Here is a 15,417-nt window from a genome sequence, read left to right as displayed (position 1 = left end):
ATGATTCGCTATTTTGAGATACATTTGCACGGATTTAAAAAACCCAAGTCTTTAGAAGTTCTGGATGAAGTTTTTTCTTAAGGTTTTTACCTTTGTTTTTCTTGAGTTTTTTTGGGTAACCTGTGGTCTGAATGCCCAACAGGTTGGGATTTACGACAGGGATACCGGTGAACCCATCTCCGATGTGGCGGTCTTTACCCAGGATCGTTCTGTTACGGCCCTAACTGATTTTGACGGGCAATTCGATCTCGGGAACTTTCCGGAAAGGGTGCGGATTGAGATAAGGCACCTCGCTTATCAGACCAGAATTTTATACCCCGACGGCATTCGACAGATGGGTGGGCGGATTTTGCTTGTTTCCAAACCGGAGCAACTACAGGAGATCGTGGTCTCTATTTCTAAATGGGAACAACAAAAAAGGGATATCCCCCAAAAAATTGAGACTATTAATGCGGAGGCAGTGGCTTTGGGGAACCCACAGACCTCTGCCGATTTGCTGCAACAGTCCGGAAAGGTGTTTGTTCAGAAAAGCCAGTATGGAGGGGGTAGTCCGATGATTCGGGGTTTTGCCACTAACCGGGTTCTGCTTGCTGTAGATGGGGTTCGAATGAACAACGCGATTTTCAGGGGGGGGAATATTCAGAACATCATTTCCATCGATCCGTTTGCCGTAAAAAATGTAGAAGTCCTTTTTGGCCCGGGGTCCGTGATTTACGGCAGCGATGCCATAGGGGGTGTCATGAATTTTTATACCAAATCTCCCCGGTTTTCGAGATCAGATTCTTTGGAGTTCAATGCGAATGCCGGCTACCGAACCTCCAGCGCCTCCAATGAACAGACCCTCCATGGGGATTTTGCCCTTTCCGGCGAAAAATGGGCAACGCTCACAAGCCTGACCTATAACTCCTTCGGGGACCTGAAGATGGGACTTCATGGGCCCGAGTCTTATTTGAGGCCGGGTTATGTGGTCACCCGCAACGGACAGGACGAATTCAAGGCCAATGAAGATCCCAGGACGCAGGTGCCTACGGGATATCACCAATGGAGTTTAATGCAAAAAGTGGGGTATAGGCCTGACAATAATTGGTCCTTTGACCTGGGATTACACTACTCCCAAACTTCGGATGTACCCCGGTACGACCGGCTGATTCGCCCTGCAGAAAACGAGGCGGGGCTTCGATCCGCTGAGTGGGAATACGGGCCGCAGATATGGGGTATGGGCAACCTTCTGGTGTCGCATAAAGGCACAGAGGCCTTTTATGACCGGGTTAAGCTGAGTGTGGCCTATCAGTTTTTTGAAGAGGGCCGGAGGGATCGGAATTTTCAGGACCCGATACGGTTTATCACTGAGGAACAGGTAGATGCATATTCCCTGAATCTCGATTTTGAAAATGGTAAAATTGGAAATTTTAACCTGTTCTACGGGGCAGAGTACGTATTGAATCAGGTTAATTCTGCGGGCTCAGAAGAAAATGTCCGCACAGGGGAGCAATCGGCCGGACCTTCGCGCTATCCGGATGACTCGCTTTGGATGAGCCTTGCTGCCTACATCAACAGTACCTATCGTCTGAAACCGAACCTTTCCCTGCTCGCAGGGTTGAGATATAGCCATTTCTGGATAAATGCTGATTTTGTACAGGACTTTTATCCCTTTCCTTTTGAGGACGCCCGTTTAGACAATGGGGCTTTTACGGGAAGTCTTGGGGTGAGTTGGTTTCCCTATGAGGATACGCAGATAACCACAAACCTCTCCACCGGATTCAGAGCGCCGAATATAGATGATATCGGGAAAGTATTCGATTCTGAGCCGGGCGCTGTGGTAGTACCCAACCCGGACCTGGAACCAGAGTACGCGTATAATTTTGAAATCGGGGTCCGCCAGAATTTTGGGGATAAACTGGTTGTAAGGGGGTCGGCTTATTACACGTACCTTTCTAATGCGATGGTACGACGCGACTATACGTTTAATGAAACAGATACTATTGTATATAATGGCGTACCGAGTAAAGTACAGGCGATTCAAAATGCCTCCAAAGCTTTTGTTTATGGGGTGGAGTTTGGCTTTGACGCATCGCTTCATGAATTTTGGGGGCTCAGCGGGAACCTGACCCTGGCTGAGGGTGAAGAAGAAGAAGCTGATGGGAGAACCACGGCCGCAAGGCATGTAGCACCAACCTTTGGCAACCTGGAGTTGTCGTGGGATAAATATCCCTGGCAGGCAGGAGTATTTTTAAATTACAATGGAGAAATCCCTTTTGAGGACCTGGCTTTGTCCGAGCGGGCCAAGCCGTTTATCTATGCCGAAGATGCCAACGGGAATCCATATTCTCCATCATGGTATACCCTAAACCTTCGGGCTTCCTACACGCTTTGGGATCGCTACCAATTCACTTTTGCACTAGAGAACCTGACCAACCAGAGATACCGTACTTATTCTTCAGGAATTGCGGCGGCGGGGTTTAATGTGATTGCCGGCTTTAACGTGAGGATTTGACATAAAAAAACCCGTGCTTTCGGCACGGGTTTGCAATAAAAAGGTGTTATCACCCAAATCAGTGATCAACCGCCTCTTCTACATCTTCTTTAACTTCTTTGGCTGCATTTTTAACATCTTCACCCATTTCTTCAAGGGCGTCACCGGCTTCTTCAGCAGCTTTTTCAACTTCATCTACAGCTTTTTCGCCAGCATCTTTGACGTCTTCTGCAGCCTCTTCAGCCGCGTCTTTTACATCGTCAGCCGCATCTTCAAGGGCTTCCTGGGTTTCAGCTGCGGCTTCTTTGGTTTTATCGGCAGTTTCCCGGCAAGACCCCAGAGATACTAGAAGGGCCATTGAAAGTAAAACAGCAGAAAAGATTCTTTTTTTCATAATAAAGAGTGTTTAGGTTTTGATATTCAGTAGTCATATACGTAAATATTGTATAGCTGGACCATTTCATCCAATTCTGTCAATGATTTCACTGTACCAATTCCCTTTTAAATGCCTTTAGGGTATCCTTTAAATTCATTAATTTTGCCCTCTTTACAAAAACGAGGACTCAATTCCGGAAAAAGATGACATTCAAGGAATACGAAAAGTTGGATCTCCCCCATGTTGCTGAGGCTGTTTTGGATTTCTGGAAAGCCGGAAATATATTCGAAAAAAGCATCAGCACCCGTGAAGGAGGCACTCCTTTTGTATTTTATGAAGGACCTCCTTCGGCGAATGGAATGCCGGGAATACATCATGTGATGGCCCGGACCATCAAGGATATTTTTCCCCGGTATAAGACCATGAAGGGTTTTCAGGTCAGGCGCAAGGCCGGCTGGGATACCCATGGGCTTCCCATAGAATTAGGTGTAGAGAAGGAATTGGGAATCACCAAGGAAGATATAGGGACAAAGATTTCCGTTGAAGACTATAATGAAGCCTGTAAAAAGGCCGTCATGCGGTATACGGATGTCTGGAATGAGATGACCGAAAAAATTGGGTATTGGGTGGATATGGAGAATCCGTATGTCACCTATAAACCAAAATACATGGAGACTGTCTGGTGGCTCCTGAAAGAAATCTACGATAAAGGCCTTATTTATAAAGGCTACACCATTCAACCGTATTCGCCCAAGGCGGGGACGGGCCTTAGTTCTCATGAGCTAAACCAACCCGGCACCTACCAGGATGTTACCGATACTACCGTTACCGCCCAGTTTGAAGCTGTTGCAGACACCCTGCCTGGTTTCCTGGCCCGTGAATCCGGCCCTCTGTATTTCCTGGCCTGGACGACAACCCCCTGGACACTCCCCTCAAATACGGCCCTTACAGTAGGCCCGAAGATTGAGTATGTCCTGGTTGAAACCTTTAACCAGTATACGTTTCAGCCTTCAAAAGTCATTCTGGCAAAAGCCTTGATAAGCACCGTGTTTTCAGGAAAATTCTATGCAGTAGATTCCGGGGAAGCCTGGCCGGAGGACGTGGAGAAGGCTAAGAAAATCCCGTATCGGGTCCTTCAGAGTTTTAAGGGTTCTGAGCTTATCGGGATACGATACAGGCAATTGTTGGATTATACACTTCCCTATGAAGGTGCCGAGGATGCCTTTCGGGTAATTGGAGGAAATTTTGTAACCACGGAAGATGGTACGGGCATAGTACATACGGCTCCCACCTTTGGCGCGGACGATATGCAGGTGGCGCAGGAAGCCAATCCTCCCGTACCCCCAATGCTCGTCCTGGATGAATCCGGGAATCCAGTACCCCTGGTCGATCTGCAGGGGAGGTTTCGTCCGGAAATGGGGCCACTTGGCGGGAAGTATGTCAAAAATGAATATTACCCGGAAGGTACTGCTCCTGAGCGATCCGTAGATGTAGAACTGGCGATTCGCCTCAAGGAAGAAAATAAGGCGTTCAAGGTGGAGAAGTACCTCCACAGTTATCCGAATTGCTGGAGGACGGATAAACCCATTTTGTACTACCCTCTGGATTCCTGGTTTATAAAAGTGACCGATGTGCGGGAGCGCATGTACGAACTCAATGGCCAGATCAACTGGAAACCCAAAGCTACAGGGGTGGGCCGATTTGGGAACTGGCTGGCTTCAGCCAACGACTGGAATCTCTCGCGATCCCGGTACTGGGGGATCCCCCTTCCGATATGGAGGACAGAGGACGGAAAGGAGACGGTCATGATCGGTTCTGTATCCGAACTCAAGACTGAAATTTCGAAATCCCTCAAGGCAGGGGTTATGGACAAAGACCCTCTGGAATCCTTTATTCCCGGGGATATGTCTGATGAAAATTACAACCGAATCGACCTGCATAAAAACTTTGTGGACGCTATTGTCCTCGTGTCACCTTCGGGAAAACCAATGAAGCGTGAGAGCGATCTGATCGATGTTTGGTTTGACAGTGGGTCCATGCCTTACGCCCAATGGCATTACCCTTTTGAGAACCGGGAGTATATAGATACAGGGGAATATTTCCCGGCAGACTTTATCGCTGAAGGCGTAGACCAGACGCGGGGTTGGTTTTATACGCTTCACGCCATAGCTACTATGGTATTCGATTCTGTGGCTTATCGAAATGTCGTTTCAAATGGCCTGGTACTGGACCGGGATGGGAAGAAGATGTCTAAACGCCTTGGAAATGCCGTGGACCCTTTTGAAACGATTGATGTCCATGGCCCTGATGCGACCCGATGGTACCTGATTTCGAACGCCAATCCATGGGATAACCTCAAATTCGATATGGAGGGGATTGTGGAGGTCAAGCGCAAGTTCTTTGGGACGCTCTACAATACCTATTCTTTCTTTGCCCTCTACGCAAATATAGATGGCTTTTGTTATCGGGAAGCGGAGATCCCCATTGAAGACCGCCCTGAAATCGACCGCTGGATTCTTTCAGAACTTCACACCCTGATTCAGGAGGTAGAAAATGCTTACGAAACCTATGAAGCGACTCGGGCGGCCCGAATGATTTCAAATTTTGTTCAGGAGCATCTCAGTAACTGGTATGTCCGTCTTTGTCGGCGACGATTCTGGAAAGGGGACTACGGACAGGATAAAGTTTCCGCCTACCAGACGCTGTTTACATGCCTGAAGCGCATTTCTCAATTAGCCGCTCCGATTGCGCCATTTTTTATGGAGCAGCTCTACAGGGATCTGACTATGGTGGCCGTACAGGAGACATCCGAGAGCGTACACTTGTCGCAGTTTCCAACGCCCAACCCTGAATTTATCAACAAGGATCTGGAGCGAAAGATGGCTATGGCTCAGACCATCTCTTCCCTGGTGTTGTCTATTCGTCAGAAAGAGAAGATAAAAGTCCGCCAACCCTTGCAAAAGATTATGATCCCTGCATTGGATACCCGGGAGCGAAAGGCAATAGAAGCGGTAGCCGAACTCATCAAATCGGAGGTTAATGTTAAGGAGATCGAATTGCTCGACGACGCCTCTGACATCCTCGTAAAGCGTATTAAACCAAATTTTAAAACCCTGGGCCCGCGATATGGCAGGGATATGAAACATATCGCCGCTGCCGTGGGGAATTTAAAGCAGGAGGATATCCAGAAAATCGAACGCGAAGGCGAATTAGTGCTTGACCTTGAAGAGAAAAGTATTAAATTACAACTAGAAGATGTGGAGATCAGCTCTCAGGATATCGAGGGTTGGTTAGTGGCATCCTCCGGTCCGCTTACGGTTGCCCTGGATGTTACCATTGATGAAGGACTGCGCAAAGAGGGGATCGCCAGGGAACTGGTCAACCGAATCCAAAACCTGAGGAAACAATCAGGTTTCGAAGTGACCGACAAAATTGACGTTAAATTTTTGAAAAATGAAACGGTGGAAGCAGCCGTTATGAGCAATTTGCAGTATATTAAATCAGAGACCCTGACGGCTGATCTGGAATTCCAGCAAGAATTAAAGGAGGGGACGGCCATTGAATTTGATGAGGTTACGACTAAATTGCTGATCCAAAAACATTGATATTATGGGACAAGATTTAAAAGCACGGTATTCAGATAAAGACCTCGAGGAGTTCAGAACGATCATAGAAGAGAAGATCGAGAAAGCCAAATCACACCTGGAGCTGCTCAGAAGCTCTTATATGAATGATGGGAATAATGGGACAGATGATACCTCTCCCACCTTCAAGGCATTTGAAGAAGGTTCAGAGACTATGAGTAAGGAGGCGAATACCCAGCTGGCCATCCGACAGGAAAAATTCATCCGGGACCTTAAAAATGCCCTCCTCAGGATAGAGAACAAGACATACGGTATTTGTCGTGTCACCGGAAAACTCATCAACAAGGAACGTTTAAAACTGGTTCCTCATGCTACCCTCAGTATTGAAGCCAAGAACATGCAGAAATAAACAAAAAGGCCCTTCGGGGCTTTTTTTGGGCCTGGATTTCCCGGGAACCTTTCTGTTTTTAGTCCTTACAGGGGGGTGTCTTTTCGCACAAAAACAAGTAACCAAGACACTCCTGAACCCCAATATACAGTCGATCAATATTGACGGCTCCCTCGCCTATGAGGTTGAGCTGCTCACAGAAGCCTCTCAGGAGGTTAGCGTGGAGGCGCGTATGGAAGGGGAATACGGATCGGATCTTATGGTGCTTTTCAAGGAGTCCGGGACGACGTTGTTTATCGAAACGCTGTTTGGACCCAATTTTAAGATGCCCAACGATAAACTCGGCGCCCATAAGGTAGTCTCCATCAGATTGAAAATAACCCTTCCGGAGTACCAGAATGTTTTCTTAAGTGGGGCGAGCTGCCAGGTTATTACATCCGGGGTGTTCAGGGACCTCGGAATTGTCTTTAATGATGGGGGTTGCGATCTGTCCCACCGGGCCCATAACACTGAAGTCACTACAGGTTCGGCGCCCATTACAGCCCATCTTCAGTCTGGTGTAGTAGATGCCCAATCCAAATATGGCACTGTCCTTCGGGAGCCCATCCCCCGGGGGAATCATCACCTGAAACTCTACAGTACCCGGGGCGATATTGTGATCAGTTCTTTGTGAAAACCGGATCCCTTATGCGGATACCCTGAGATTGGCATATAATCCCTATTTTTGGCAGATTCAAAAGAACAGGATGAATCTTAAAAAATCCCTCCTGCTGGTAGGCCTCGTATTGCTGGCAGATCAAATCAGCAAGATTTATATAAAAACACATTTTGAGCTGGGCGAGTCTGTCGAGGTCTTTTCCTGGTTTAAAATTCTCTTTATAGAAAATGAAGGGGCTGCCTGGGGAACAAAACTCAGTGATCTCCTTCCGGTTTCCGAGAGGACCGGAAAATTGATTCTCACCGTTTTCCGCTTGCTCGCAATCGCGGGAATTGGATACTGGTTGTGGGATATCCTTCGTAAAAAGGCCAATACCATCCTGATCTTAGCTGTAAGTCTGATTTTTGCGGGGGCCATTGGCAATATTATTGACTCCTTATTCTACGGACAACTCTTTAATCACAGCTTTGGGCAGGTTGCGACTCTTGGTTCAGACGAGCCGTATGCAGGCTTGTTTTACGGAAAAGTAGTAGACATGCTCTATTTTCCAATGATCGATACCTTATGGCCGGACTGGATTCCGTATTTAGGCGGCAAAGCCTTCCGCTTTTTTGAGCCGGTTTTCAATATTGCCGATACCGCGATCAGCACGGGTGTAGGGATACTCCTGGTTTTTAACAAAAGTGCTTTTGAAAAAAGGGTCTCCTAGAAAGTATAATACTCCTCCGGGGTAACACATCCATCGAGGGGGATGTCCGTATCTTCTATATTGGGAATCTGCCTCAGAGGGCCGAAGAAATTCAAACCTATCTTTTTGGCATCCGGCCTGCATTGGGCCAGGAAGCGGTCGTAGTATCCGCCACCATACCCAAGGCGATTCCCGTCAATATCAAATCCGAGCAAGGGAACAAAAATCACATCGAGTACTTCAGGTGCGACTGAAAGGCCTGAAACGGGTTCGGGAATTCCAAGGGAACTCGTTTTTAGTTCGGTAGAATCTGTGAGCAGGGTGTGGTCCAGGTTGCGTTTACCCTTAACACTGGGCAGTACAATGTTTTTATCTTTTCCCTGGAGTACAGTGAGTAAAAAAGAGGTGTCAACTTCCTTTTTCTCTGGGATACTCAGAAACAGGTGATAAAAAAAGCCATCCCAGATAGGTAATCCGAGACAGCGATTGGCAATTTTTAAACTTTCCGCTTCTACCTGTGATTTGGAAAGGGTATTTCGATTTTGAAGGCAGGTAGTCCGAAGCTGATCCTTTTGCATCGCTTCAAACCGGGCCATTACGCGGGGGAACGTTTTTTTTCAAGGTTTACTCTTTGGCCGAAACGGCGACGTACACTTTGAAAAAAAGCATCAGTATCAGGTACATTCCCAGGGTTATGAGATAGTTGTCCATAAGTTGTGTGCTTTAATTTTCTAAATATAAAATAATAACGGAAACTTTACTATAAACGGTATGAATTAATCGATGAAATACACAGATTTGACAAAGTTTTAACGGATCCCAACTCTTTTTAAAACGATCTTAACACCACTTTAGTATGGCTAACCTCCTAATATTTAGATTTTTAGTCATAGATTATTATCGTTGTTTGATGCAAATTTCCGATCACAGCCTGCAAAACCCCTGCATCGACTATTGAAAAACTGGTTTTTTTACGTCAGAAGGATCAAAAAAATATTTTGAATCTGCTGGAATCATAAGGGGCCGTATCTTTGAAGAAGGATACGGACTTCAATGGACGAATTGGCACTGGACATACAACTAAAAACCCTGCCGGAAAGCCCGGGCGTTTATCAGTTCTTCGACGCAGAGGATAAAATACTGTATGTAGGGAAGGCCGTAAACCTTAAAAAAAGGGTTAGTTCTTACTTTACTAAAACGCACCAGAATGGAAAAACCCGGGTTATGGTGCGAAAAATCAGGTCCCTGAAACACATTGTCGTTCCAACGGAGTCTGATGCCCTTTTACTGGAAAACAATCTCATCAAGGAGCATCAGCCCAGATACAATGTTTTGCTTCGGGATGATAAATCCTATCCGTGGCTTTGCATTAAAAATGAGCGATTCCCGCGAATCTTTCCCACAAGGAAAAGGATAAATGACGGCTCTGAGTACTTCGGCCCGTATACTCAGATGCGAACAGTTCGGGCTTTGCTGGACCTGATTAAAAGTGTATACCCACTCCGTACCTGTAACTACGATCTCTCTGAGGAAAAAATCCAGGCCGGAAAGTATAAAGTGTGCCTGGAATATCATTTGGGAAACTGTCTGGGTCCGTGTGAAGGTCTTCAGGACGAAATGGCTTACCAGAGACAGGTAGATGATATCCGTGAGATTATTAAGGGGAATTTTCGGACCTCCCTGCATTATTTCCGGAACCGCATGAACCATCTGGCTTCTGAAATGCAATTTGAGGCCGCCCAGGTGATGAAGGAGAAGATAGAGGTATTGGAAAACTATCAGGTGAAATCCACAGTAGTCCATCCGAAAATATCCAATGTAGACGTGTTTTCTATCGTTTCCGATCCCACCCATGCCTATGTAAATTACATGCAAATCAGCCATGGGCTCATTGTGCGTTCCCACACCATGGAGATACGCAAGAAACTTCAGGAATCCGATGAAGACTTACTCGCCCTGGCCATTGTTGACCTGAGGGGGCGTTTTGAGTCGGATTGCAAGGAAGTTTACCTTCCTTTTGAAGTGCCACTCCCAACGGACATAAAAATCAGGGTTCCCAAAATGGGGGATAAACGCAAAATTGTAGCGCTTTCCGAACGCAATGCACGATTCTTCCGACAGGAACGCTTTAAACAGATAAAAATAACAGATCCGGACCGGCATACCACCCGGTTGATGGAGCAGATGAAACGGGACCTGCGGCTTTCTGAGGAGCCGAGGCATATTGAGTGTTTTGATAATTCCAACATACAGGGTAGCCATCCTGTGGCAGCCTGTGTTGTTTTCAGAGACGGCAGACCTTCCAAAAAGGAATATCGGCACTACAACATTAAGACGGTCACAGGGCCCGATGACTTCGCTTCTATGGGCGAGGTCGTACACCGGAGGTACAGACGCCTGCTCGACGAAGGGGAAAGTCTGCCCCAGTTGGTTGTGATCGACGGGGGTAAAGGGCAACTTTCCGCGGCACTTGAGAGTCTGGAGCGGTTGGGGTTAAGGGGGCAGGTAGCCATTATTGGCATCGCTAAAAGGCTGGAGGAGATATATTTTCCCCAGGACCCGATTCCCCTCTATCTGGATAAGAAGTCCGAAAGCCTTAGGGTAGTGCAACAACTGCGAAATGAAGCCCACCGCTTTGGGATTACATTTCACAGGAAAAAGCGGAGCAAAGCCGCCATTAATTCAGCCCTGGAAAATATAGAGGGAATCGGGGCAAAAACTGCTCAACAACTCCTGCGCAAATTTAAATCTGTCAAACGGATTCGCGAGAGCTCCCTGGAGGAACTCAGCGCGGTAGTAGGGCCCTCAAAAGCCCTTAAAGTTTATGAAAGTTTACGCGAATAAAGTACCTTCACTCCATGCGCAGCATTTTGAATATCCTCCTTTTTATGCCGTTTTTGGCATTTGCTCAGCAGCCGTCACCGGTGCCTGGGCAGGATATCAAGGTAGGCCTGGTCTTAAGTGGTGGAGGTGCAAAAGGGATGGCCCATATCGGCGCACTCAAAGTCATAGAGGAAGCCGGGGTGCGTATTGATTTTATTGGGGGCACGAGTATGGGCGCTATTGTTGGGGCTTTGTATTCTTCCGGATATACCGCTACCCAACTCGACTCCCTTTTCAGGAGTAATGATTTCAGCGTCTTGATCCAGGATGAATTGCCCCGGACGGCCAAACCGTTTTACGAGAAGGAGGCCGAGGAGCGCTATGCCCTGACCTTACCCTTCCAGAAGTTTAAGGTCAGTATTCCCGCGGCCCTTTCAGGGGGTCAGAATATCTACAATGAACTGGTGGAGGCCTTATACCACGTAAAAGACATTTCAGATTTTAACCAGTTGCCCATACCCTTTTTTTGTATTGCTACCGATGTAGAGACCGGAGAAGAAGTTTTGCTTAACAAGGGGTACTTGCCCGAGGCAATTATGGCCAGCGGAACCTTTCCCTCCCTCTTTGTGCCCGCCGAAGTAGATGGACGGATATTGATTGATGGAGGGGTGCTGAATAACTATCCGGTGGATCGTGTCCGGGCCCTGGGAGCCGATATCATTATTGGGGTGGATGTACAGCACGGTCTGAGAGTGCGGGAAGAACTCAATTCGGCCACTGAAGTCCTGTTGCAGATAAACAATTACAGCACGGTCGGGCAAATGGAGGAAAAACGCCTGAAAACGGATGTCTACATCAAACCAGATATGGAACAGTATTCCGTAATTGACTTTGAAGCCCAGGACAGTATAATGGCCGAAGGTACCCGAGCGGCGAGAGAGCATTGGGATGCCCTAAAGGGTGTTGCGGGTAAACAAACCATTGTAAGGCGGAGGCCTCCGATTACAAAAGCTGTGGATTCGCTGGTGATAAACCGGCTCATCATTCGTGGAAACAGCAGTTACTCCAGAGGCTTTGTAAAGGGTAAGCTGCGGTTTGATCTCTCTGAAAAAATTGCTTTTAAAGAGTTACAGGAAGGTATCGTCAACCTGGCGGCAACCAATAATTTCGCAACTATCAGATATGAACTCATTTCCAACGGGATTGGAGAAGACCTGATCCTTTACCTTCAGGAGGATCCCATACAATCTTTCATTCGGTTTGGCCTGCATTATGATGACCTTTACAAAACAGCGGGCCTATTGAATTACACCAAGAAAAAATTATTGGCGGATGACGATTTGGCGTCCCTGGATTTGATCCTGGGAGATCACATTCGCTACAACGCCGAATACTTTGTGGATAAAGGGAGTTATTGGAGTTTTGGGATAAATTCAAGATACAACAGTTTCGATGAAGAGGTTGACTATAGCCTGATTCAACAGAACTTCAGTACCCGACAGAACACCGATATCAATGTCATCAACCTGGATGTGACCGATCTGACCAACCAGATTTATTTTCAAACTACGCTAAGGGAAGAGTTTGCCTTTAGCCTTGGTCTGGAACACAAGCTGCTAAAGTACAGTTCCCGAACCCTGAATGATTTGCCCAATGAGGTCGGGGATCCGGTCTCCCAAAATTCGGACGGGCGCACCTATTTTGAAAACAGCAACTACTTCAGCACCTTCGGGCAGCTGACCCTGGATACCTATGACGACAAGTATTTTCCTACACGGGGCTTGTATTTTGACGGGGACTTTCACCTCTACCTGTTTTCATCCGACTTTAACGATAATTTTTCTGAGTTCTCCATTGGAAAAGCCCGAATGGGCGCCGCCTTCCCGCTTTGGTCCAACCTGAGCCTGAATCTCGAAACCGAAGGGGGATTCAAGCTGGGAGTTTCAAGCATCACATCCCTGGATTTTGTCCTGGGGGGTTTTGGAGCTGAGATGATCAATAATTTTGTGCCCTTTCTCGGCTATGATTTTCTGAGCCTTCCTGGAAATAGTTATGTGAAAGCCTATGGGCGGCTCGACTGGGAATTTGCTCGGAACCATCACTTCATGTTTTCGTTGAATTACGCCAATGTAGAGGATGATCTGTTCAGAATCGGGGAATGGTTTACCGCCCCGGACTTTTCCGGCTATGGTATTGGGTATGGCTGGGCTTCGTTTTTCGGGCCGGTACAACTGCTCTACTCCTGGTCTCCCGAAATTGACAATAATGTCCTATTCTTCAGCGTGGGGTACTGGTTTTAAACAGGGAGGGTATTTCGCAGACTGCACTATTTTCACCCTCCGTTTAAACCGGGTCCACTTAAGGTATTCACCAGGCTTTACCAGGGCCCGAACATAACTTCTGGGACTCGTCGTTTTTTCCGATATTTGTGGAAAGTATTACACGTGATTGTACTGAGATCCGATATTACCCCCCACTTACGGGCAATGTGGTAAGCAGCTTTTCTTACCGCGTCCGCGGAACCTTACATTGTCTAAACTGCAGTTTTCTAACCGATTAAAAAATAGTATCATGTCCTTAGTAGATAACACCTCATTAAAATTACCTAAAGAAAACCCTGATGCCCAGGACTTTCTGCCCCTTCTTGGAACAGATCACGTTGAATTATACGTCGGAAATGCCAAACAGGCCGCCCATTACTATATGTCTGCCTGGGGATTTCAACCGCTGGCCTATGCGGGTTTGGAAACCGGGATGAAGGACCGCGTATCCTATGTCTTACAACAAGACAAAATCCGGTTGGTACTCACTTCCCCCCTAAAGCCCGGAGGGGACATCAACAGGCATATCGATCAGCACGGGGACGGGGTAAAGGCTATCGCCCTGTGGGTAGATGATGCCAGTAAGAGTTATGAAGAAACGGTGAAAAGGGGTGCCCAGAGTTATTTTGAGCCAAAAACCCTGAAAGACGAGTTCGGAGAAGTGGTATTGTCGGGAATACACACCTATGGGGAGACGGTGCATGTTTTTGTGGAACGGTCGAACTATACAGGCACTTTTTTACCGGGATATCGCCCCTGGGATCCCTATTACCAACCGGAGTCTACCGGGCTGAAGTTCATCGATCATATGGTGGGCAATGTGGGGTGGAATGAGATGAACAAATGGGTCGACTTTTACGCCAAAGTCATGGGGTTTGCCCAATTGATCTCCTTTGACGACAAAGATATTTCCACAGACTATACCGCTCTGATGAGCAAGGTTATGAGTAATGGGAACGGGCGTATTAAATTTCCGATCAACGAACCCGCGGAAGGTCGGAAGAAGTCTCAGATTGAGGAGTATATCGAATTTTATAACGGAGCGGGAGTACAACATATGGCGATGGCCACTGACAATATTATAGAGACGGTTACCGCCTTGAAGAACAGAGGGGTGGAATTTCTCACGGTGCCGGGAACCTATTATGAGACGGTCCTCGACCGGGTGGGGGAGATTGACGAGAAACTGGAACCTCTCAGAGAACTGGGTATTCTGATTGACCGGGATGATGAAGGCTACTTGTTGCAAATATTCACGAAGCCCATTTTAGATCGCCCGACCCTTTTTATTGAAATTATTCAGCGAAAAGGAGCCAAATCCTTTGGCAAGGGGAACTTTAAAGCTCTTTTTGAAGCCATTGAGCGTGAACAGGAATCCAGGGGTACCCTCTGACCTCTGAGTTCTTAACGAATTCTGAAATTCAGCACCCAAATCGATAAAAGTGTGTTAAGACCGGAGTTAAAGTCCGTTAAAATAGAGATTATCCCTGAGTTGATGTATTATTTTTGATCACATCAAGGGGTGGTTCCCTTGGAACTTTAAGTATTGGTTTTTCATAATTTAAAGTTTGGTTGGTTATTTAGGAAAAGCCCCGGTCGCCCGATCGGGGCTTTTTTTGTTTTGGAGGATTTTTTTGGAATAAGGAAAATCCGGCAAAAGGTGCAATAGAATGGGGAAATCGGAGGTTATCTTATTGGAAAATACGCCCGGGTCGTCCCCGGCAATCATATTTTCACCAAATTTGTGATGATTATGATGGCATCCCGTCTTCTGTCTTCCGTAATTTTTTTATGTCTGAGCGCAAGCGCTCTGAACTCCCAATATCGCCCAAACCCAGATACAGCCGTGGAAAATTCCGCATTCAAACCGGGGGAATGGTTGAAATTCAGGGTGCACTACGGCATCTTCAACGCCAGTTATGCTACCCTGCACCTGACCTCTGAAACGCTGGGGGGCACTCCCGTATATCATGTTGTGGGTACTGGAAAGACAACCGGATTAGCCAGTATTTTCTTTAAAGTGGATGACCGGTATGAGAGCTATTTCGGAAAAACGGATGGCAGGCCCTACCGATTTATCCGTAAAATTAACGAGGGGGGGTATAC

The 15,417-nt window shown here is 47.0% G+C and carries 11 protein-coding genes; 9 read left to right on the top strand and 2 right to left on the bottom strand.

The annotated features are described in order from the left end of the window. The first annotated feature begins 64 nt into the window (after window positions 1-64). The gene (locus tag WBV75_RS02720) at window positions 65-2,494 is read left to right on the top strand and encodes a TonB-dependent receptor (protein ID WP_424119123.1); all 2,430 of its coding nucleotides are present in this window, start codon (window positions 65-67) and stop codon (window positions 2,492-2,494) included. Between the two features lie 58 nt (window positions 2,495-2,552). Here WBV75_RS02720 and WBV75_RS02715 read toward each other — a convergent pair whose 3' ends face one another. Continuing rightward, window positions 2,553-2,867 (bottom strand): hypothetical protein, encoded by a 315-nt coding sequence (locus tag WBV75_RS02715; protein WP_424119122.1) that lies wholly within the window; start codon window positions 2,865-2,867, stop codon window positions 2,553-2,555. A 185-nt stretch (window positions 2,868-3,052) separates the two neighbouring features. On the opposite strand from WBV75_RS02715, the gene ileS reads away from it, so the two are divergent. From ileS to WBV75_RS02695, 4 genes are all read left to right on the top strand, one after another. Further along, window positions 3,053-6,454, top strand: coding sequence for an isoleucine--tRNA ligase (ileS, locus tag WBV75_RS02710; protein WP_424119121.1), 3,402 nt, complete (start codon window positions 3,053-3,055; stop codon window positions 6,452-6,454). 4 nt (window positions 6,455-6,458) lie between these two features. Continuing rightward, window positions 6,459-6,842: a TraR/DksA family transcriptional regulator gene (locus tag WBV75_RS02705; RefSeq protein WP_424119120.1), complete on the top strand. Its 384-nt coding sequence runs from the start codon at window positions 6,459-6,461 to the stop codon at window positions 6,840-6,842. Further along, the gene (locus tag WBV75_RS02700; RefSeq protein WP_424119119.1) at window positions 6,802-7,494 is read left to right on the top strand and encodes a hypothetical protein; all 693 of its coding nucleotides are present in this window, start codon (window positions 6,802-6,804) and stop codon (window positions 7,492-7,494) included. The genes WBV75_RS02705 and WBV75_RS02700 overlap by 41 nt, the downstream gene beginning before the upstream one ends. A 73-nt stretch (window positions 7,495-7,567) precedes the next feature. Further along, on the top strand, window positions 7,568-8,188 hold the full coding sequence (locus WBV75_RS02695) for a lipoprotein signal peptidase (protein ID WP_424119118.1): 621 nt from the start codon (window positions 7,568-7,570) through the stop codon (window positions 8,186-8,188). Here WBV75_RS02695 and WBV75_RS02690 read toward each other — a convergent pair. Then, window positions 8,185-8,763 (bottom strand): 5-formyltetrahydrofolate cyclo-ligase, encoded by a 579-nt coding sequence (locus tag WBV75_RS02690; protein ID WP_424119117.1) that lies wholly within the window; start codon window positions 8,761-8,763, stop codon window positions 8,185-8,187. The genes WBV75_RS02695 and WBV75_RS02690 overlap by 4 nt on opposite strands. Before the next feature lie 457 nt (window positions 8,764-9,220). Here WBV75_RS02690 and uvrC point away from each other — a divergent pair, with 457 nt between their 5' ends. The 4 genes from uvrC to WBV75_RS02670 all read left to right on the top strand — a co-directional run. Beyond that, a complete protein-coding gene (gene uvrC / locus WBV75_RS02685; RefSeq protein ID WP_424119116.1) occupies window positions 9,221-11,011 on the top strand; it encodes an excinuclease ABC subunit UvrC in 1,791 nt (596 codons plus the stop codon). A gap of 14 nt (window positions 11,012-11,025) precedes the next feature. After that, window positions 11,026-13,290 (top strand): patatin-like phospholipase family protein, encoded by a 2,265-nt coding sequence (locus WBV75_RS02680; protein WP_424119115.1) that lies wholly within the window; start codon window positions 11,026-11,028, stop codon window positions 13,288-13,290. A 271-nt stretch (window positions 13,291-13,561) separates the two neighbouring features. Then, complete coding sequence (hppD, locus tag WBV75_RS02675) at window positions 13,562-14,704, top strand: 4-hydroxyphenylpyruvate dioxygenase (protein WP_424119114.1); 1,143 nt, start codon at window positions 13,562-13,564, stop codon at window positions 14,702-14,704. A gap of 453 nt (window positions 14,705-15,157) precedes the next feature. Beyond that, window positions 15,158-15,417: DUF3108 domain-containing protein (locus WBV75_RS02670; RefSeq protein WP_424119113.1), on the top strand; the 260-nt coding region annotated here is incomplete at its 3' end.

Source organism: Robiginitalea sp. (assembly GCF_049588695.1).
Classification (GTDB): Bacteria; Bacteroidota; Bacteroidia; order Flavobacteriales; family Flavobacteriaceae; genus Robiginitalea.
The sequence above is the reverse complement of the archived record's forward strand: the minus strand, read 5'-3'. Positions and strand labels throughout refer to the sequence as shown.